17 protein-coding genes are annotated in these 18,227 nt (G+C 64.3%); 11 read left to right on the top strand and 6 right to left on the bottom strand.

The window, feature by feature from the left end; translation table 11 throughout:
- Positions 1-39: 39 nt before the first annotated feature.
- The 5 genes from KYE46_RS11055 to miaA form a co-directional block, all read right to left on the bottom strand.
- Complete coding sequence (locus tag KYE46_RS11055; RefSeq protein WP_219000680.1) at positions 40-1,512, bottom strand: ABC transporter permease; 1,473 nt, start codon at positions 1,510-1,512, stop codon at positions 40-42.
- A gap of 12 nt (positions 1,513-1,524) precedes the next feature.
- Positions 1,525-2,634 (bottom strand): ABC transporter permease, encoded by a 1,110-nt coding sequence (locus tag KYE46_RS11050; RefSeq protein ID WP_219000679.1) that lies wholly within the window; start codon positions 2,632-2,634, stop codon positions 1,525-1,527.
- A 191-nt stretch (positions 2,635-2,825) separates the two neighbouring features.
- Positions 2,826-4,481, bottom strand: a complete 1,656-nt coding sequence (locus tag KYE46_RS11045) for an ABC transporter substrate-binding protein (RefSeq protein ID WP_219000678.1) — start codon at positions 4,479-4,481, stop codon at positions 2,826-2,828.
- Between the two features lie 275 nt (positions 4,482-4,756).
- Positions 4,757-5,563 carry a helix-turn-helix transcriptional regulator gene (locus KYE46_RS11040; protein WP_219000677.1) on the bottom strand — a complete coding sequence of 269 codons (807 nt, stop codon included), beginning with the start codon at positions 5,561-5,563 and terminating at the stop codon, positions 4,757-4,759.
- 171 nt (positions 5,564-5,734) lie between these two features.
- The gene (gene miaA, locus KYE46_RS11035) at positions 5,735-6,601 is read right to left on the bottom strand and encodes a tRNA (adenosine(37)-N6)-dimethylallyltransferase MiaA (RefSeq protein WP_219000676.1); all 867 of its coding nucleotides are present in this window, start codon (positions 6,599-6,601) and stop codon (positions 5,735-5,737) included.
- Positions 6,602-6,708: 107 nt separating this feature from the next.
- On the opposite strand from miaA, the gene pyrH reads away from it, so the two are divergent.
- Positions 6,709-7,458 carry a UMP kinase gene (gene pyrH / locus KYE46_RS11030; protein ID WP_219000675.1) on the top strand — a complete coding sequence of 250 codons (750 nt, stop codon included), beginning with the start codon at positions 6,709-6,711 and terminating at the stop codon, positions 7,456-7,458.
- Here pyrH and KYE46_RS11025 read toward each other — a convergent pair.
- Positions 7,439-8,554 carry a Hint domain-containing protein gene (locus tag KYE46_RS11025; protein WP_219000674.1) on the bottom strand — a complete coding sequence of 372 codons (1,116 nt, stop codon included), beginning with the start codon at positions 8,552-8,554 and terminating at the stop codon, positions 7,439-7,441. The genes pyrH and KYE46_RS11025 overlap by 20 nt on opposite strands.
- Before the next feature lie 159 nt (positions 8,555-8,713).
- Here KYE46_RS11025 and frr point away from each other — a divergent pair, with 159 nt between their 5' ends.
- The 10 genes from frr to lpxA all read left to right on the top strand — a co-directional run bounded on the left by frr (position 8,714) and on the right by lpxA (position 18,226).
- Positions 8,714-9,277, top strand: coding sequence for a ribosome recycling factor (frr, locus tag KYE46_RS11020; RefSeq protein WP_219000673.1), 564 nt, complete (start codon positions 8,714-8,716; stop codon positions 9,275-9,277).
- 83 nt (positions 9,278-9,360) lie between these two features.
- Positions 9,361-10,077 carry a polyprenyl diphosphate synthase gene (gene uppS / locus KYE46_RS11015; protein ID WP_219000672.1) on the top strand — a complete coding sequence of 239 codons (717 nt, stop codon included), beginning with the start codon at positions 9,361-9,363 and terminating at the stop codon, positions 10,075-10,077.
- A gap of 8 nt (positions 10,078-10,085) precedes the next feature.
- Positions 10,086-10,922, top strand: coding sequence for a phosphatidate cytidylyltransferase (locus KYE46_RS11010; RefSeq protein WP_219000671.1), 837 nt, complete (start codon positions 10,086-10,088; stop codon positions 10,920-10,922).
- Positions 10,919-12,100 carry a 1-deoxy-D-xylulose-5-phosphate reductoisomerase gene (gene dxr, locus KYE46_RS11005; protein WP_219000670.1) on the top strand — a complete coding sequence of 394 codons (1,182 nt, stop codon included), beginning with the start codon at positions 10,919-10,921 and terminating at the stop codon, positions 12,098-12,100. The genes KYE46_RS11010 and dxr overlap by 4 nt, the downstream gene beginning before the upstream one ends.
- A gap of 23 nt (positions 12,101-12,123) precedes the next feature.
- Entirely contained in the window at positions 12,124-13,452 is a 1,329-nt protein-coding gene (gene rseP, locus KYE46_RS11000; RefSeq protein WP_219000669.1) for an RIP metalloprotease RseP, read from the top strand.
- A gap of 162 nt (positions 13,453-13,614) precedes the next feature.
- Complete coding sequence (locus KYE46_RS10995) at positions 13,615-13,752, top strand: hypothetical protein (protein WP_219000668.1); 138 nt, start codon at positions 13,615-13,617, stop codon at positions 13,750-13,752.
- A gap of 209 nt (positions 13,753-13,961) precedes the next feature.
- Complete coding sequence (gene bamA / locus KYE46_RS10990; protein WP_219000667.1) at positions 13,962-16,277, top strand: outer membrane protein assembly factor BamA; 2,316 nt, start codon at positions 13,962-13,964, stop codon at positions 16,275-16,277.
- A gap of 5 nt (positions 16,278-16,282) precedes the next feature.
- Entirely contained in the window at positions 16,283-16,879 is a 597-nt protein-coding gene (locus KYE46_RS10985; RefSeq protein ID WP_219000666.1) for an OmpH/Skp family outer membrane protein, read from the top strand.
- A 66-nt stretch (positions 16,880-16,945) separates the two neighbouring features.
- The gene (gene fabZ, locus KYE46_RS10980; RefSeq protein ID WP_219000665.1) at positions 16,946-17,419 is read left to right on the top strand and encodes a 3-hydroxyacyl-ACP dehydratase FabZ; all 474 of its coding nucleotides are present in this window, start codon (positions 16,946-16,948) and stop codon (positions 17,417-17,419) included.
- Positions 17,420-18,226 carry an acyl-ACP--UDP-N-acetylglucosamine O-acyltransferase gene (lpxA, locus tag KYE46_RS10975; RefSeq protein ID WP_219000664.1) on the top strand — a complete coding sequence of 269 codons (807 nt, stop codon included), beginning with the start codon at positions 17,420-17,422 and terminating at the stop codon, positions 18,224-18,226.
- The last annotated feature ends 1 nt before the right edge of the window (position 18,227 follow it).

The following is an 18,227-nucleotide window of genomic DNA, read 5'->3' as shown; positions in this document are numbered from 1 at the left end:
ATACGCGCGGCGCATCATGCGCGCCGCGCGGCGGACCGATCAGTCCTTCAAGCTTTCTTCGCGCAGGCCGTCGGCCAGCAGGTTGAGGCCAAGCACCAGCGTCATCAATGCCAGCGCGGGCGGCAGGGCCGGGTGGGGGTAGATCGTCAGCAAGCGGCGGCCCTCGTTGATCGTCGAGCCCCAGTCCGGCGATTCCGGGCTGACGCCGAGGCCGAAGAAGCCGAGCGTTCCCAGAAGGATCGTGGTGTAGCCGATGCGCAGGCAGAAATCGACGATCAGCGGCCCCCGCGCGTTTGGCAGGATCTCCCACAGCATGATGTACCATGGGCCTTCCCCACGGGTCTGCGCGGCGGCCACGTAGTCTCGGGTTTTGACGTCCAAGGTGATGCCGCGCACGATGCGGAACACCGTGGGCGAGTTCACGAAGACCACCGAGACGAAGACGATCAGCAGGTTGCCCGCCACGTCGAAGCCGTCGAGCGCCTCGGGCCAGAAGCGCAGGGGCGCGTCGGGATCGCTGGCATTCGAGATGAGCGAGAAATAGGCCCAGAAGCCGACGAGCGCCGCGATCCCCACGTAGATGTTCCGTTTCATCGGCGCGGTGTGGAAGCGCGAGTTGAACAGGACGATCAGGAACAGGATCGGGAACAGGAACAGGACCATCGACATGTACTGCGGCACGCCCGCTGCCACGATTTCAGGCGTGACGAGCAGGAAGAACAGCAGGATGACGGGAAAGGCGAGCGCGAGGTTGGCGATGAACGTCAGCGCCGAGTCGAGCCGTCCGCCGAAGTAGCCCGCTGGCAGGCCGAGGGTGATGCCGACCATGAAGGCGAAGAGCGTGGCGATGGGCGTGATCCGCAGCACGTCGGCGGCACCGAAGAACACGCGGCTGAAGACATCACGGCCGAGGTTGTCCCCGCCCAGGAGGTAGTAGGGGTAAACGCCCTCCTCCAGCTCGTTGTCGGGCAGGGGGGTGCCGGGCAGGTCGTTGCGCAGGCCCGAGATCAGGTCGATCGCGCCATGGGTCGGCACCAGCGGGAAGACCCCGGAGAAGATCGCCGCGAAGACCCAGAACATTACGAGGAAGAACCCCGCCATGCCGATGGGGCTGTCGAACAGCTTGCCGTAGAGGCCGAGCTTGCGCTTGTAGGTGATGGAGATGGCGAAGGTCACGATCAGCGCAATCCAGACCGGCAGAAGACGTTCCGCCATGGCACCGAGGATGCCTTTCTGCTCGATCGTTGGCAGGACGATCCCGCCGATGATGAAGCCGGCGCAGCAGGCCACGAAGAGCAGCACGGCGTATTTCATGACCATCAACGCGTAGTCGATGGGCGTCTTGCGCACGGACATGGTGCCGTCGCCGTTGAACTCCAACTCTCCCGCCCGCACGCCTGCGATGGTCAGCACGAAATTCGCGAGGAAGCCCACGATGAAGATCGCCACGGACAGGAGGATCAGGGGGTTGAGAAAGGCTCCGAAGGAGCCGGACCAGGTCAGTTGTTCCATTGCTCTGGCTCCTTAGGAAATGCGAATGCGCGGGTTGAGGAAGACGTAGCCGATGTCCGAGATCAGCTGCGTGAGCAGGACCACGAAGACGGCGACGATGGAGCAGGCCAGAAGCAGCTCGATATCGTTGTTCGATGCCGCCTGGACCATGGTCCAGCCAAAGCCGTTGTAGTTGAACAGCGTCTCCACGATCACCACGCCGGTCAGCAGCCACGGGAACTGCAGCATGATGACGGTGAAGGGCGCGATCAGCGCGTTGCGCAGCGCGTGCTTGAGCACGATGTTGCGGAAGCTGACACCCTTCAGGCGCGCGGTGCGGATGTATTGCGCGGTCATCACCTCGGCCATGGAGGCGCGGGTCATCCGTGCGATGTAGCCCATGCCGTAAAGCGCGATGGTGGTGACGGGCAGGGTGAAGTTCCAGAAGGTGATGTCTTCCATCGCCGAGCGGGCCGAGCCCAGGAACAGCGTGCGCCGGTCGCCAAGCCAGCCATCGCCGCCAAGCCAGCCCCATTCCGTGAGAACGCCGGAAACGCCCGCGGTGGTGGAGGCAAAGAGCACGATGAAGATCACGCCCGACACATATTCCGGCGTCGCGGTCGAGGCGATGGAGAAAGTGGATAGCGACCGGTCAAGGCGCGAGCCTTCGCGCATGCCCGCGAGGATGCCCACCAGAAGCGCCGCCGGCACCATCAGGCCGAAGGCCCATCCCATGAGTTTGAGGGTCAGCAGAAGGCGGCCGGGCAGGACGTTCTCGACCTCTTCATCGGAGACCGTGGAGAAGCCGAGGTCTCCTTGCAGGAGGCCGCAGAAGGTCGGGGCGTCTTCGGGATCGCTGTCGAAGTCGATGCAGCGGCCGGTCACTTCGCCGGTATCGGGGTCTACGCGGGTCCATCCGGGCACCACGCCCAACCATTCTCCGTAGCGCAACAACATCGGGCCGCCATAGCCGTTGCGATCGAGCCAGCTGACGACTTCTTCGTCGGTCATGCGGGCGTTGCCTTGGGTCTTCGCGAGTTTCTCGAGGTTGGGAAACAAGTTGGTGAGAAAGAACACCACGAGTGTCAGGCAGAGTGCGGTCAGAATCATCACGCCGGTACGGCGGAGGATGAAAGCCCCCATTAAAGTATCCCCTGTGTCTGGGTGGCACGGGCGGCAAGTTGCGTTGCGTGCGGCACCTTGATGGCACGGTCCAGGCCTCTGTCAGTGGTGGACGGGTCTGGTTTGGCCGGTACGGTCAGCCTCGGGCGAGGCTTGGTCTTCAAGAGAAACCGGCGCCCGCGAGATACGCGGACGCCGGTCATTGGTTTGGTTCAGGATTCAAAGCCGACGTAATGCGGGTTGATCTCGAACTTCGCATGCATCGCGGCGTTCACCACACCGGGGCGGGCGTGGTTGTAGAGCGAGCGCCAGTAGGGCTGAATCGTGACGCCCTCTTCCTGCATGATCGTCTCCAGACGGACCATGATCTCGCGGCGCTCGTCCGCGTCCTGGATGCCGTTGGCCTCGGTCAGCAGGCGGTCGAACTCTTCGTTCGAGAAGCCGCTCTCGTTCCACGGCACACCGGTCCGGTAGGCGAGGTTGAGGATCATCACGCCCAACTCGCGGTGGTTCCAGTTGGTCGAGCTGAACGGGTAGGAGGTCCAGTCGTTCCAGAAGGTGGAGCCGGGGATGATCGTCCGCGTGACGTTGAAGCCTGCGTCGCGCAGCTGCGCGGCGACGGCGTCGGTGGTGTTCTTGCGGTAATCATCGTCGATCGAGATCAGTTCGAACTCGGTATCCGCATGGCCGGATTCCTCGAGCAGCGCGCGCGCCGCTTCCGGATCGAAGACCTGCGGCGGCAGCTCGGCGTATTCCGGGTGGATCGGGCAGACGTGGTGGTTTTCCGCCGGAACACCCTGGCCGTTCACCCCGAGATCGAGGCAGACCTGGTTGTCGACCGCCATCTGGATGGCGTTGCGCACGCGCACGTCATCGTAAGGGGCGTTGTTCTGGTTCGGACGGATCACGACGGTCGCGGCCGTGATGACCTCGCCCTTGTTCCAGCCGATCGCGTCGAAGAGGTCGATGAATTCGCCGACCGTCTCGTAGGTCATGTCGAATTCGTCGGCCTCGGCGCCCGCGAACCATGCGGCCGGGTCCTGGCCCAGGTCGACGAAGACGATTTCGTCGAGGTAGGTGTCGCGCCAGTAGGTGTGGCCTTCCTTGCGCACCAGGCGGGCCTGCACGCCGACCTCGTATTCGGCGATCTCGTAGGCGCCGGTGCCCACGCCGTGATCGGCAGGGTTGGTGCCGATGTAGTCACGGTGCTGGATTGCCGAGGGGTAATCGGCGATGCCGGGCACGAAGGTGATGTCGGGGGAGGGGTAGGTGACGCGCACGGTGTGCTCGTCCACGACCTCGATCGCGCCTTCGCGGGCGACGCCGGTGTCGGGATCGACCAGCTCACCCATACGGGTGGCCATGGAGTTGCCTTCAACGGTGCTGTCGCAGAAACCGATGATGTTGGCCGCGACGTCTTCGGCGGTGAAGGGATCGCCGTTGTTCCACATGATGCCCTGACGCAGGTTCAGGGTGTAGACGGTGGCGTCTTCATTGGCTTCCCAGCTGTCGAGCAGGACACCTTCGAAGGAGCCGTCGTTGTGGTATTCGATCAGGTATTCGGTGATGCCGCGGGTCACGTTGCCCATCTGCGACCAGTCATAGGTCCGCGGATCCTTGAGGGCGCGCACTTCCTGCTGGATGCGCAGCGTGCCGCCCATGGCGGGCGTGACGCGGTGGCCATCGGCCAGCGCGGGGCGTGCGCCGATCAGCGAGTAGGCGGCAGCGGCCGTCACACCGAGAGCCGTGGCGCGCACGAGGAATTCGCGGCGGTCGAGTTTGCCGGCCTTGTGCTCGGCGGCATACATCTCGGCGACGGGATGGGTCGTCAGACCGCCCTCGGCGCGCGTGTGGGTAAAGTCTTTCATAAGTCGTCGTCTCCCTGTGACGTCATTATCTTGTTTTCGTGTCGTCTCAAAACCGCGTGCCGAGGCGCTTGCGACCAGGGCTGGCCGGGCTCAAAGCCAACTGATGCCATTAGCAACTGTCTCGCGTGCCAGCGTCAATCGTCAGTTTCGTCATCTTTGGTTCATTTGCGACATCTGTTCCCAACAAAACCGACATTAGGTCAGGATGCAACCGGTAAGGTGTATACAGGTACGCAAACTCTCGTGATGGGCCTGCGCTTGGTGCGATGGCGCGATCACGCGCGGAGTTTCGGCTTGCGAAATTCGCTCGGAGGACGGCCGACGGCCTGGCTGAAGGCGCGGGTGAAATAGGCGGCAGAAGAAAATCCGAGCTGTTGCGCGATTTCGCGCGCCGGCAGATCCGTGTCCAGAAGCAGGCGCCGGGCTTCGTACATGATGCGCTCGTTCAGAAGTGCCAGCGCCGGGCGCCCGGAGGCGTCGCGACAGACCCGGCTCAGATGTGTCGGCGTGACCTGCAGCGCTTTCGCGTAGCTCGCGACGCCCTTGCCGGAGCGGAAGTCCGCTTCCATCCTTGTGGCAAACATCTCGGCCAGGCGGTGGGAGGCGTCGCGCATGATCATCCCCTCCTGCCGCGCCAATTCGCGCGCCATCCACGCGGAGACGAGAAGGGAATAGGCCGTCAAAGCCTGATCCATCGCGGGCGCCTGGGCGGCCAGCTCACCCTCGATCTTCTCGATATGAGAGGTGAGAGAGGCCTGGCTCTCGATGTTGGAGACCCGAAGGTGGAAGGGATCCTCGGGCAATTGAAGGCTGTTGTCCGGGGGCAGGCAGAGCTCGAGCCCCTGGGTCTGCGAGGCCAGTTCCAGCGCCATCGTCACCCGCGCGGGGACGAAGACGGCGGTGTTGGGACCATAGCCGCGGGTGACGCAGTTGACCGTGACGCGCCCTTGTCCGCGCGTGATCCAGTAGAGGCGGTTGCGCGGGGAGGAGTGCAGAAGCTCGACACGCCACGCGCCCTGCATGCGCAATTTGCCCAAGGAGGCGACGGCATGAACGGTGGGTTTGCGGGAGGTCTCGAACATGGGGGAAGGGTAGCGGGGGGCGCGGGTGCTGCCTAGGGGCGATCTTCGGGAAAATGCGGGGTGGGGTGGAGGTTATCGGAGCGGAGGTTATCGGGAGGAAGGGGGGCGCTGCCCCCACGACGCGGCTGCGCCGCGGCGTTCCCCCGGGATATTGTCAGAACGGGGAAGGGGTCAGGGTAGGGTGATCTGGGTCCAACCCTTTGTGTTCGAGCGGAGCCAGGAGCGTTGGCGTTTGGCGTATTGCCGGGTCGCGATCACCGCGGCTTCCCGCGCGGCTTTGAGCGTGAGGGAGCCTTGCAGGTGGGCGATGAGTTCCGGTGCGCCGATGGCCTTGGCCGCGCCGCCGGCGTCCGGCCACCGGGGGAGGTTGGCTTTGGCCTCATCCAGGGCGCCGCCCGCGATCATCTGGTCGAACCGCCGGGCGATGCGGTCGTTCAGCCAGTCTCGGTCGGGCATCAGGGCGAGAGCACTGGTGGCGTGCAGGGGCAGGAGGGGCGGCGCGGTCTCGTCCTGCCAATCGGAGAGGGGACGGCCGGTGGCGCGCAGCACCTCCCACCCGCGCTGGACGCGCATGCGGTTATTGCAATCGATCCGGGCGGTGAGGGTCGGGTCTTGCGTGGAAAGCTCGTTCAGGAGCTGGTCGAAGGGCAGCGCGTCGGCCTCTGCGCGGATGTCGCGTGGAACGGCGGGGATGTCCGCCAGGCCTTGGGTGAGGGCGCGGAAGTAGAGGCCGGTGCCGCCCACGATGACGGGGTTCCAGGCGAGAAATGGCGTGACGTCGCGGAGCCATTGGCCGACGTCGTAATGCGCCGTGAAGGGCACGTGGCCGAAAAGGTGATGGGGGGCTGCGGCCTCCTCCGTCGCGGAGGGGCGCGCGGTGAGGATGCGCCAGCCGTCGTAGACCTGCAGCGCGTCTGCGTTGACGATGACGCGGTCCTGGGCCTGGGCGATCGAAATGGCCAGCGCCGTCTTGCCTGACGCCGTCGGGCCCGCGATCAGAACCGGTTTGTCCGGGGCGATGGTGGAGATATCGATCAAGGGCTTACCAGATGTGCGTCAACTTCGGCAAAACCACCCTATCGGGCGTTGAACCGGCGGGCCATTTAGATCATTGTGCGCCGCAATATCAAACAAGGATCAGCTCCATGCCAAATGATGTCACCTCTGACGCAAATTCCGGGGACGACGTTCGCTACACGCGCGTCATGTTGAAAATCTCCGGCGAGGCGTTGATGGGCGACCAGGGGTTCGGGCTGCACCCGCCCACGGTGGAGCGTATCGCGCGCGAGATCCAATCGGTGCATGCGCTTGGGGTGGAGATCTGCCTCGTGATCGGCGGTGGCAACATCTTCCGCGGGTTGCAGGGCAGCGCGCAGGGGATGGAGCGGACCACCGCGGATTACATGGGAATGTTGGCCACGGTGATGAACGCGCTGGCGATGCAGGGGGCGTTGGAGAGCCTTGGGGTCTACACGCGGGTCATCTCGGCGATCACCATGAACGAGGTGGCGGAGCCTTATATTCGCCGCCGCGCGATCCGGCACCTGGAGAAAAAGCGTGTCTGCATTTTCGCCGCGGGCACCGGGAACCCCTATTTCACCACCGATACCGCGGCGACGCTGCGCGCCTCGGAGATGGATTGCGAGGCAATCTTCAAGGGCACCAAGGTGGACGGCGTCTACGACAAGGACCCGGCCAAGCATGCCGATGCCAAACGCTATGAGAGCGTCACCTATGACGAGGTGCTGGCGCAGCATCTTGGCGTGATGGACGCGAGCGCGATTGCCTTGGCGCGGGAGAATGACCTGCCGATCATCGTGTTTTCGCTCGATGAGCCCGGCGGCTTTCGCACCATCCTGTCGGGGAAAGGCACCTTTACCCGCGTTCACGACTAGGCGCGGCTTGGCCTGCCAATCGCGGGCTTTGCCAGGCGCGCAGGTTTGTTGTCTGACGCGCGACCAGGCGTTTCTGGCGCGCGGGCTCGGGCACCGGGCGGGCGGTTTGTCCCGTCAGCTCAATCAGGGCATCCAAGCTGTCGACGGCGAAGATGTCGGTGATTTCGGCGATTGCGTCCTCTCCGATGGATTTCACCGCTTCGGGTCCGAGGAAGAGGGATTCGGCCCAGATGCCGTGGGCGCGGACAACCTCGTGACGGTCGAAAAGCATGTGCCAATAGCAGACGGGACTGTCTGCGGCCCCTTGTGAAATGCCGGGATGGTCCAGCAGCCGCTTGGCGGGGAGCAGGACTTCATCGGTATCGAACATCCGCTGCACGATGGGCGAGCGCACGAGGATGCGGTGTTGCGGCGAGACGGAGAGAGGCTGCGTTGGCAGGCCGCCGCCCAAGGCGCCCTGGCTGATCACGATCGGTGCGTGGCGGCCGGGGGTGGCCAGCATCTGGCCGCCGATCCAGCGCAGAATCTGTGGGCCGTTGTCGGCCGTATCAACCAGATCGCCGGGGCGCAGGAACTCGATCCGGATGGGTCCTCTCGGTGTGTCGATCAAGGTGCCGGAGGCGAAACAGACGGAGGTATTGTCGACCGAGTAAGTCGTGTAGGCGCCGACGTAATTCGTCGTCGCGGGGGCTTTCAGTTCGATCTTCGTGATCTGCATGTTGTCGAGGGAGCCGCGATCTTCCCAATCAACGATAAAGGTGTCGCCGTTCGGCATCTGCTTCACGATGACTTCCATCGACGTTCTCGAGCCGTCCTTTTCGGTGATGACCGTGTCGTAGAGGATCGAGGTATCGACCGGGCCGGAATAGCTGCCCTGGCTGGTCGTATAGCTGATCGAATCCCCCGTGCCGCCCTCATCATCATAGAGGACGCCGTCATCGCCGGCGTCGAACTGCGTCACCGAGATCAATTCCATGTCGTTGACGTCGTAGGTTCCCTTCACCGCGTCGGCGTTGTCGGTGTCCCAATCACTTTCATCATTATCCATGATGGCGAAATTGCCGATGAAGATATGGTTCACTGTCGAATACGACATCGCGCGCCTCCTTGGGTCAGAGGCGGTGACGGTAGGGATCAAAGGTAAAGAAGCCGTGCACGGGCGCGATGAATCAGACCCCAGATGGAGTGTTGTCGAACCTCCCCGCGGCAGGTTACAAGCGACGGCAGTAAAGAAACAAAAGCAGGCCAGGATAACATGTCCGACGATTTCATGCTCGACACCGATGATCTGGAGCGACGGATGGAGGGGGCGATTTCTTCGCTTCGCACCGAATTCGCCTCCTTGCGGACAGGACGCGCCAGCGCCTCGATGCTGGAGCCGGTGATGGTTGACGCCTATGGCGCGATGACCCCGATCAACCAGGTTGGCACGGTCAACGTGCCCGAGCCGCGGATGGTGACTGTCAACGTCTGGGACAAGGGCCTTGTGGGCAAGGTCGAGAAGGCCATTCGCGAGAGCGGGCTCGGGATCAACCCGCAGCTTAACGGCACCATCATCATGTTGCCGATCCCGGAACTGAACGAAGAGCGGCGCCGCGACCTGACCAAGGTGGCGGGCACCTACGCCGAGAACGCCCGCGTGGCGGTGCGCAACGTGCGCCGTGACGGGATGGATCAGATCAAGAAGGCCAAGGCCGACGGACTGAGCGAGGATGACCAGAAATTCTGGGAAACCGCCGTGCAGGAACTGACCGATACGTTCATCAAGCGCGTCGACGATCAGTTGGAGACCAAGCAAGAAGAGATCATGCAGGTCTGAGCGCGCCAAGGGTGACGGCGCGCCGGTCCGAACAGGCCGCGCGCCACCCCTTTCCCGACGATGACGCACTGAGAGGACGTCACATGTCTGATACCAGCAAGTCACCCAAGCACGTCGCCATCATCATGGACGGCAACGGGCGATGGGCGCAGATGCGGCATCGGCCGCGGCTGGTGGGGCACCATGCGGGCGCCAAGCGTGTGCGGGAGATCGTCCGGGCAGCGCCCGATCTGGGGGTCAAATACCTCACGATCTTTGCTTTCTCGACGGAAAACTGGAAGCGGACACAGACCGAAGTTGCGGGGCTGATGAAGCTCTTCAAGCGCTACATCCGGCGCGAGGCCCAGAATCTGTTGGACGAGGGTGTCCGGGTGCGCTTCATCGGAGACCGCGTGCGGCTGGAGCCTGCGCTCGTCGACCTGATGGACGGGTTGGAGCTTTTGACCGCCGACAACGACCACGTGCACCTGACGATCGCCCTGAATTACGGCGGTCGGGACGAGGTGGCGCGGGCGGCCAAGCGCCTTGCCTATGACGTTTCCATGGGCAAGCTGGACCCGCGCAACGTCTGCGATGAAACCTTCCCGAAATACCTCGACACCCATGTGTTGCCCGACCCCGATCTGGTGATCCGCACATCGGGAGAGGCGCGGATCTCGAACTTTCTTCTCTGGCAATCGGCCTATGCGGAATATGAATTCATCGACACGCTCTGGCCCGATTTCACGGCGGAAGTCTTTGCGGATGTGGTGCACCGCTTCGGCCTGCGCGACCGTCGCTTCGGCACCGTGAAGGCGTGAGCGCGACCATGGCGAAGGGTGGACCAAAATTTGCGGATCTTCTGCCGCGTATCGTCTCGGCGGTGGTTCTGCTGACGGTGGCAGGCCTTGGGCTGTGGCTCGGCGGCGTGGTGCTGGCCATTTTGCTGTCGATCTTCGGCGCGGTGATGATGTGGGAATACTTTCGCCTGATCATCCGCCTGAAACAGCCCGTCGCGATGGGCTGCACGGTGCTCAGCTCCTCCCTGCTGGCGCTGTCATTGATCCTGGAGCACCGCCTGGTGACCGATAATGACGGCGTGCTGGCGGTTTCCCCGATGGCGGTCGCGGTGATGGCCTTTGCCATGATCGTCACGGCCATACCGGTGCGCAAGAGCCGGCTGGAATCGATCTTCGGCGCGATGATCCCGCTGGCGACATTCCTGTTCTTCTATCTCCACCAGTCGGTTCCGCTGGTCATGTGGGTCGTGGTGGCCGTCGTCATCTCCACCGATGTCTCGGGGTATTTCTTCGGCAAGTTGATCGGCGGGCCGAAGTTCTGGCCAAGCCTCAGCCCCAACAAGACATGGTCGGGCACGGCGTCCGGATGGGTCATGGCGGCGCTGATCGCGGTCGGGCTCAGCCTCTATGCCTCCGATCCGGTGCCGACGATGATCGTCGGCGTCGTCTTCCTTGTGGCTGTGGCGTTCGCGGCGCAGATGGCGGACATCGCGGAATCCGCGCTCAAGCGGCGGGCAGGGGTCAAGGACAGCTCCAACCTGTTGCCGGGGCACGGAGGGGCGCTGGACCGGTTTGACGGCATGCTCGGCGCGTTCACCATCGCCGGATTGGCCTTTGTTTTCGCGGGTTACGCGGTGATCTCGTGAAGCGAGTGAGCGTTTTCGGGGCCACCGGCTCCATCGGCCAGAATACCCTCGACCTGATCGCCCGAAACCCGGAGGCCTACGACGTCGTGGCCCTGACCGGCGCGCGCAATGTCGCGCAACTTGCAGCCGACGCCCGCAAGGTGAACGCCCAAATCGCCGTGACCGCGGAGGAGGCCTTGCTGCCGGATTTGCGCGCGGCGCTGGAGGGCTCGGGGATCGAGGCGGCGGCCGGAAGCGCGGCGTTGCTGGAGGCTGCGGACCGCCCGGCGGACTGGATCATGTCGGCCATCGTGGGGGCCGCCGGCCTCGCACCCGGTTTCCGCGCGCTGCGGCACGGGACGACACTGGCGCTTGCCAACAAGGAAAGCCTCGTGACCGCCGGGCCGCTTCTTCTGGCGGAGGCAAAGCGCCACGGCGCCACGATCCTGCCGGTGGACTCCGAGCATTCAGCGGTTTTCCAAGCCCTCGTGGGCGAGGATATAGCGGCGGTCGAGCGGATCATCATCACCGCCTCGGGCGGGGGGCTCCGCGACTGGCCCGAGAGCGCCCTGGCCAGTGCCACGCCCGAGGATGCGGGGGCGCATCCCAATTGGGACATGGGGCATCGGATCACCATCGACAGCGCCTCGATGTTCAACAAGGCCATGGAGCTGATTGAAACCAAAGAGTTTTTCGGCATCGCGCCCGAGAAGATCGAGACCGTGGTGCATCCGCAATCCTTGATCCACGCCCTCGTGGGCTATTGCGACGGCGCCCTGATGGCACACCTCGGGCCGCCGGATATGCGCCACGCCATCGGCTATGCGCTGCACTACCCCGACCGGGCGCATCTGCCTGTCGCGCGCCTCGACCTCGCGCAGATCGCAACCCTTGAGTTCCACGCGCCCTCCGACAGCCGCTATCCGGCCCTTCGCATCGCGCGCGAGGTCATGGCCGCCGGTGGCGCTCACGGTTGTGTGTTCAACGCGGCCAAGGAAATTGCGCTCGACGGGTTCCTTGCAGGCAGCGTCGGGTTCATGGATATGTCTGCCGTGGTGGCGGAGACCCTTGACGCCATGTCGTCACGGGCCAGCCTTTCAAATGCCCCACAAACCCTTGAGGACGTCCTCAACATTGACCATATGGCCCGAGAGACGGCCCAACGAATAATCGAGCAACGCAAGGCGAAAGCGCCTTAATCCGCAGGAAAGAGACCGCCTAGATGGAATTCATCCCCGCCTTCGGCAGCTTCGGCTTCACCCTTCTGGCCTTCGTCGCTGCCCTCTCGATCATCGTGGCCATTCACGAATACGGCCATTACATCGTCGGCCGCTGGTCGGGCATCCATGCGGAAGTTTTCTCCATCGGCTTCGGCCCGGTCCTATGGTCCGGCACGGACCAGCACGGCACGCGTTGGCAATTGGCCGCCTTGCCCTTTGGCGGCTACGTGAAGTTTCTGGGTGACGCCAATGCGGCCTCGGCCGGGCATGACGGCACCATGGACGACATGGACGCGGTGGAGCGCCGCCGCTCCATGCCCGGCGCGCCGCTCTGGGCGCGGGCGGCGACCGTGGCGGCGGGTCCGATCTTCAATTTCATCCTCTCCATCGCGATCTTCGCGGGCATCGTCCTGATCGGTGGCCGCGCGGCGGATGAGGCGATCGTGGGCGGGCTGGTTCCGGTGCCCGAGGAAATTCGCCTTCTGGAACAAGGGGATGAGATCACCGCGATCGAAGGCGAGCCGGTGTCCTCGCTGTCGGATGTCTACGAGTTGAGCCGTTCGCTCGACCCGCAGCGCAGCGTCACCTACGACATCCTGCGCGACGGCGATGCCCTGCAAGTGGACGCCGCCTTCCCGCTGCTGCCCATCGTGGGCTCGGTCGCGCCGCAGTCCGCGGCCATCGCGGCCGGGATCGAAGAGGGCGACGTGATCATGTCCGTGGACGGCACTCCGATCTACGGGTTCTCGCAACTGCGCGCCGCGGTCGATGCCTCGGAAGGGGCGGACCTCGACCTGACGGTCTGGCGTGACGGCGATACGCTGGATCTCACCCTCGCGCCGCGCTCCACCGATCTGCCGACGGCGGAAGGCGCGTTCGAGACCCGCTGGCTGATCGGCATCACCGGCGGGCTGATCTTCGAGCCTGAAACGGTCTCGGTCGGGCCTTGGGACGCGCTGACCTACGGGGCGAACCAGACATGGTTCATCATCAATTCGTCGCTCTCCGGTCTGAAACACATCATCACCGGCGCGATTTCCACCTGTAACCTGCAAGGTCCCCTCGGCATTGCCGAGACCTCGGGCGCGGCCGCGTCGCAGGGTCTGGACAACTTCATCTGGTTCATCGCGGTGCTGTCGACGGCGGTGGGCCTGTTGAACCTGTTCCCGATCCCGGTGCTCGACGGCGGCCACCTCGTGTTCCACGCCTACGAGGCGGTGGCGGGCAAGCCGCCTTCGGACAAGGTTCTGAAGGTCTTCATGGCCGTGGGCCTGACCCTGCTCTTGTCCTTGATGGTCTTTGCGCTGACCAACGACATCTTCTGCCCCTGACGCCTTGGCGGCTCTGCCCCCGGAGCGATGACGGCACGGGGCAGGGGGCGCGCGGCAAGGGCGCCACGGGCCGTTAATCATTAAAACTCCGCCTGTCGGCCAAGGTATCGCCACATTTCGAGCCGATATCTGACCTATCGCAATTTTTTGGGACCAGATGACATGCGTTACCTGACCGACAGCACCCGCGGCATGACACATCTTTTCATGCTCAACACGGACCGTTTCCTCGCGCCGCTGCTGATCGTGGCCGCGCTGACGCTCGCGGGCTGGATCCTGGGCATCTCGGGGCCGTTCTAAGGCTTTCCCCTCAATCGGTTACCGATTTCAAGGCGGCGGCGCATTCGTGCCGACCGCCTATTTTCGTTGGCGTTTCGCGTGTCGGACTCGCCACAGGTTGTGACAAACCTTTGAAAAGACACAACCCATATGCCCACAGGGGTTTGACTACCCGCTAAGCGCAGGATACCCACGTCTTGTCTGCTATTTTGACCAAAGGGTGGGATTCCATGGTCCTTCGTGCATTTGCGCACTTCACGTCTCGTATGGGGCGGCTGCTGGCCCCGGTATTCGTCGTGCTGTCACTTGTTGCTGTCGCCGTTCCGGCTGACGCGCAATCGTTCCGTTTCAACAGCTTTGACGTGCAGGGGAACTTCCGCACCAACGATGCCTCGGTGTTGCAGGTTGCGGGGATCGAGCCGGGCTCGACCGTCACGGCGGGGCAGGTCAACGACGCGCTGCAGCGGCTGCAGAACTCCGGTCTCTTCGAGACTGTCGAGGTCGCGCCGCGCGGCAACACGCTGGTCATCACGGTCGTGGAATATCCCACGATCAACCGCATCGCCATCGAGGGGAACCGCCGTCTGGACGACGACGAGCTGCTCGTGCTGCTGGAATCCACCCCCCGCCGCGTCTTCTCTCCGATCACCGCCGAGCGGGACGCCGCCGCGATTGCCGAGGCCTACCGCGTCACCGGCCGCCTGACCGCGACCGCCACGCCGCAGATCATCCGCCGCGACGAAAACCGCGTCGACCTCGTTTTCGTGGTCTCCGAAGGCTCCGTCGTCGAAACGCAGCGCATCGCTTTCGTAGGCAACCGCGACTATTCCGACCGCCGCCTGCGGCAGGTGCTGGAGTCGACGCAGGCCGGCCTGTTCCACGCGCTGATCCGCTCGGACACCTTCATCGAGGACCGCATCGCGCTCGACCGTCAGCTGCTGACCGACTTCTATCAGGATCGCGGCTACATCGACTTCGCGATCCAGTCCGTCACGCCCGAACTCAGCCGGGACCGGGGCGCCTATTTCGTGACCTTCAACATCCGCGAGGGTCAGAGCTACCGGATCGGCAACCTCTCGGTCGTCTCCGAGCTGCCCGGCGCCAATGCGGCCGATTTCCAGAACATCATCAACATCCGCCAAGGGGTGCGCTACAGCCCGCGTGTGATCGACAATGTCATCACCCGGATGGAGAACCTCGCCTCGGATCAGGGCTTGCGGTTCGTTCGCGTCGAGCCGCGCCTCGTGCGCGACGATGCCAACCTCGTCGTCAACGTGGAATTCGTGATTTCGCGCGGCGAGCGTGTCTTCGTGGAGCGCATCGACATCGAGGGCAACCAGACGACGCTCGACCGCGTCATCCGCCGCCAGTTCGACGTGGTGGAAGGCGACCCGATGGACGCCCGCCAGATCCGCGCCGCTGCCGAGCGCATCCGTGCCACCGGCTTCTTCGCCGATGTGCAGGTTGAAGGTCGCCAGGGCACGACGCCCGAGCAGGTGATCGTGGACGTCGACGTGGAAGAGCAGCCCACCGGCTCGCTCGGCTTCTCGGCCAGCTACTCCACCGACGGTGGCGCTGGCCTTGCCGTGAACTTCGCGGAAGAGAACTTCCTTGGACGCGGGCAGGCCCTTGCGGTTGGCTTCAACACCACCTCCGGCTCGCAGTCGCTGAACTTCTCCTTCACCGAGCCGGCCTTCCTGCGGCGTGACCTGGCGCTTGGCGTCAGCGCTTACTACGCGATGTCGAACGACGACGATTCCGACGCGGAATCCACCACCTACGGGGTCGGCACCAGCCTTGGCTTCCCGGTGAGCGAAAACAGCCGCCTGCGCCTGTTCTACAACTACGATCACGACGAGATCACGGGCTATGACACCGACGACTCGCTGATCCTGCGCAATGAGGCCGAGTCTGCCGACACCTCGCGGGTTGGCTTCACCTACAGCTTCGACAACCGTGACACCGGCTTGAACCCCAACGCGGGCGTCTTCCTCGCGTTCACCGGTGAATATGCGGGCCTCGGCGGCGACACCGAGTTCCTCCGTGCCCGCGTGCGCGCACAGGCAGAGACCCGCATCATGCGCGAGGAAGTGACCCTCCGCGCCACCTTCGAGGGCGGGGCGATCACCGCCTTGGACGACGGTACACGCGCCTCCAACCGCTTCTCGCTCAACTCGCGCCAGCTGCGCGGCTTCGAGAGCGGCGGCACCGGCCCCCGTGACACGGGTGCTGCGAACGACAACGCGCTTGGTGGCAACTACTTCGCCGTGGCCCGGTTTGAAACCGCGTTCCCACTGGGTCTTCCCGAGGAATATGGCATCTCCGGTGGCGCCTTCTTCGACGTGGGCTCTGTCTGGGGTCTTGATGATACCATGGGCTCCTCGGGCACCGTCGACGACGACTTCTACCTGCGCTCCACGGTTGGCCTCTCGGTCTTCTGGGATACGGCCCTCGGCCCGCTGCGGTTCAACTTCTCGCATCCGCTGGAGTATCAGGACTACGACCGGACGCGGAACTTCGACTTCACGGTTGAGGCGCGTTTCTAAGCCCGATGGGTAGCCTTTCGACACTTCTACGCGCCGCTGCCCTCGGGGTGGCGGCGCTTGTCGTCCAGACGGGCGACGGGCGGGCTCAGCCCGTGGCGTCACCCGAGACCGCCATTCTCGTGCTCAACCAGGACCGGTTGCTGACCCAGACCGAGTTCGGGCAACGCATCCAGACCGAGCTGGAAGCCGCCTCGCAAGCGCTCGCGGCCGAAAACCGCCGGATCGAGGCGCAATTGACCGAGGAGGAGCTGGACCTGACCGAGCGTCGGCCCTCCATGACGCCCGCGGATTTCCGCGCCCTCGCCAGTGAATTCGACGCCCGCGTCGTGGCCATCCGCGCTGCGCAGGATGCCAAGGGGCGGGACTTGCAGGCGCAATCTGAGGCCGCGCAGCAGCGCTTTTTCGAGGAGACTTTCCCGGTGCTGCTGGAGATCATCGAGGCCCGCGGTGCCGCGGTCCTGCTCGACAGCCGCACGGTTCTCTTGTCGGCAGGCTCCGTCGATATCACCGATGCCGCCATCGCGGCGATCAACGAGGCTCTGGGCGACGGGGGCGAGGAGCCTCTGATCGCCGTGCCCGGCGTGGCGCCGCTCGAACAATAGCCCCTTCTTGCCGAGGCTTGGCGGAGTTGCTAGGCCACGGTCCACAAACAAATTCGGAGACCAGCCATGACGGCAGACGTTCAAACCACCGCCGACATCGACCTGATCCAGCGCATCCTGCCGCACCGCTACCCGTTCCTGCTGGTCGACCGGGTGCGCGACATCGTGCCGTTCAAGTCCGCCGTCGGCATCAAGAACGTCACCGTGAACGAGCCACATTTTCAGGGGCACTTCCCCGGTGTGCCGATCATGCCGGGCGTCACCATCGTCGAGGCGATGGCCCAGACCGCCGCCGTGATGGTGGGGGTCTCGGCCGATCTCGCCGACAAGAACTTCCTTGTCTATTTCATGGGCATCGACAGCTGCAAATTCCGCCGCAAGGTGGTGCCGGGCGACGTGCTGGAGCTTTCTGTCGAGGCAACGCGCGGCAAGGCCGGCGCCAAGGTCTGGAAATTCGCGGGCAGCGCCACGGTTGAAGGCGAATTGGCCTGCGAGTGCAGCTTCACCGCCATGATGGATATCCCTGCGGAGGCCAGCTGAATGGCCATCGACGCCACCGCCCAGATCCACCCCAGTGCGGTCATCGAGGAGGGCGCGACCATCGGCGCGGGCTGCCGGATCGGCCCGTTCTGCGTGGTCGGCTCCGAGGCGACGCTCGGCCGGGGGGTGGTGCTGAAATCCCACGCCATCGTCACCGGCTGGACGGAGATCGGGGACGACTGCGAGATCTTCCCCTTCTGCAATATCGGCGAGATCCCTCAGGACAAGAAGTTCGGTGGCGAACGCACGCGGCTGATCGTCGGCGCGCGCAACCGCATCCGCGAGGGCGTGACGATGAACACCGGCACCGAGGGCGGTGGCGGCGTGACCCGCGTGGGCGATGACGGCCTGTTTCTCGCCAATGCCCATGTGGCCCATGATTGTGTCGTGGGCGACCGGGTCATCATGGTCAATTCCTCGGCGCTGGCGGGCCATTGCGTGGTCGGCAATGACGTGATCATCGGCGGCCTGTCGGGTGTGCACCAATTCGTCCGCGTCGGTCACGGCGCGATCATCGGCGCGGTCACCATGGTCACCAATGACGTCATTCCCTACGGCCTCGTCCAAGGGCCGCGGGGCAAGCTCGACGGCTTGAACCTCGTGGGGCTGAAGCGCTCGGGCGTGGCAAAGGCCGACATCACCGCGCTGCGCGCCGCGCTTCAGGCGCTGAAGCAGGGCGAGGGCGCGAGCTTTCAGGAACGCGCGCGCCGCCTTGGCGAGAGTGAGGACATCGACAGCGCCTACGTGCGCGAGATCGTGGATTTCGTTCTGGGCGACAGCGACCGCTCGTTCCTGACGCCGGAGTGAC

The sequence above is a fragment of the Gymnodinialimonas ceratoperidinii genome (assembly GCF_019297855.1).
GTDB lineage: Bacteria > Pseudomonadota > Alphaproteobacteria > Rhodobacterales > Rhodobacteraceae > Gymnodinialimonas > Gymnodinialimonas ceratoperidinii.
The sequence above is the reverse complement of the archived record's forward strand: the minus strand, read 5'-3'. Positions and strand labels throughout refer to the sequence as shown.

Coding starts and splice junctions, on each gene's coding strand:
- KYE46_RS11045 (WP_219000678.1), bottom strand. CDS start 4,481: ATGAAAGACTTTACCCACACGCGCGCCGAGGGCGGTCTGACGACCCAT.
- KYE46_RS11025 (WP_219000674.1), bottom strand. CDS start 8,554: ATGTCGTATTCGACAGTGAACCATATCTTCATCGGCAATTTCGCCATC.
- lpxA (WP_219000664.1), top strand. CDS start 17,420: ATGGCCATCGACGCCACCGCCCAGATCCACCCCAGTGCGGTCATCGAG.
- KYE46_RS11050 (WP_219000679.1), bottom strand. CDS start 2,634: ATGGGGGCTTTCATCCTCCGCCGTACCGGCGTGATGATTCTGACCGCA.
- rseP (WP_219000669.1), top strand. CDS start 12,124: ATGGAATTCATCCCCGCCTTCGGCAGCTTCGGCTTCACCCTTCTGGCC.
- KYE46_RS10995 (WP_219000668.1), top strand. CDS start 13,615: ATGCGTTACCTGACCGACAGCACCCGCGGCATGACACATCTTTTCATG.
- KYE46_RS11010 (WP_219000671.1), top strand. CDS start 10,086: ATGGCGAAGGGTGGACCAAAATTTGCGGATCTTCTGCCGCGTATCGTC.
- KYE46_RS10985 (WP_219000666.1), top strand. CDS start 16,283: ATGGGTAGCCTTTCGACACTTCTACGCGCCGCTGCCCTCGGGGTGGCG.
- fabZ (WP_219000665.1), top strand. CDS start 16,946: ATGACGGCAGACGTTCAAACCACCGCCGACATCGACCTGATCCAGCGC.
- KYE46_RS11040 (WP_219000677.1), bottom strand. CDS start 5,563: ATGTTCGAGACCTCCCGCAAACCCACCGTTCATGCCGTCGCCTCCTTG.
- pyrH (WP_219000675.1), top strand. CDS start 6,709: ATGCCAAATGATGTCACCTCTGACGCAAATTCCGGGGACGACGTTCGC.
- uppS (WP_219000672.1), top strand. CDS start 9,361: ATGTCTGATACCAGCAAGTCACCCAAGCACGTCGCCATCATCATGGAC.
- KYE46_RS11055 (WP_219000680.1), bottom strand. CDS start 1,512: ATGGAACAACTGACCTGGTCCGGCTCCTTCGGAGCCTTTCTCAACCCC.
- frr (WP_219000673.1), top strand. CDS start 8,714: ATGTCCGACGATTTCATGCTCGACACCGATGATCTGGAGCGACGGATG.
- bamA (WP_219000667.1), top strand. CDS start 13,962: ATGGTCCTTCGTGCATTTGCGCACTTCACGTCTCGTATGGGGCGGCTG.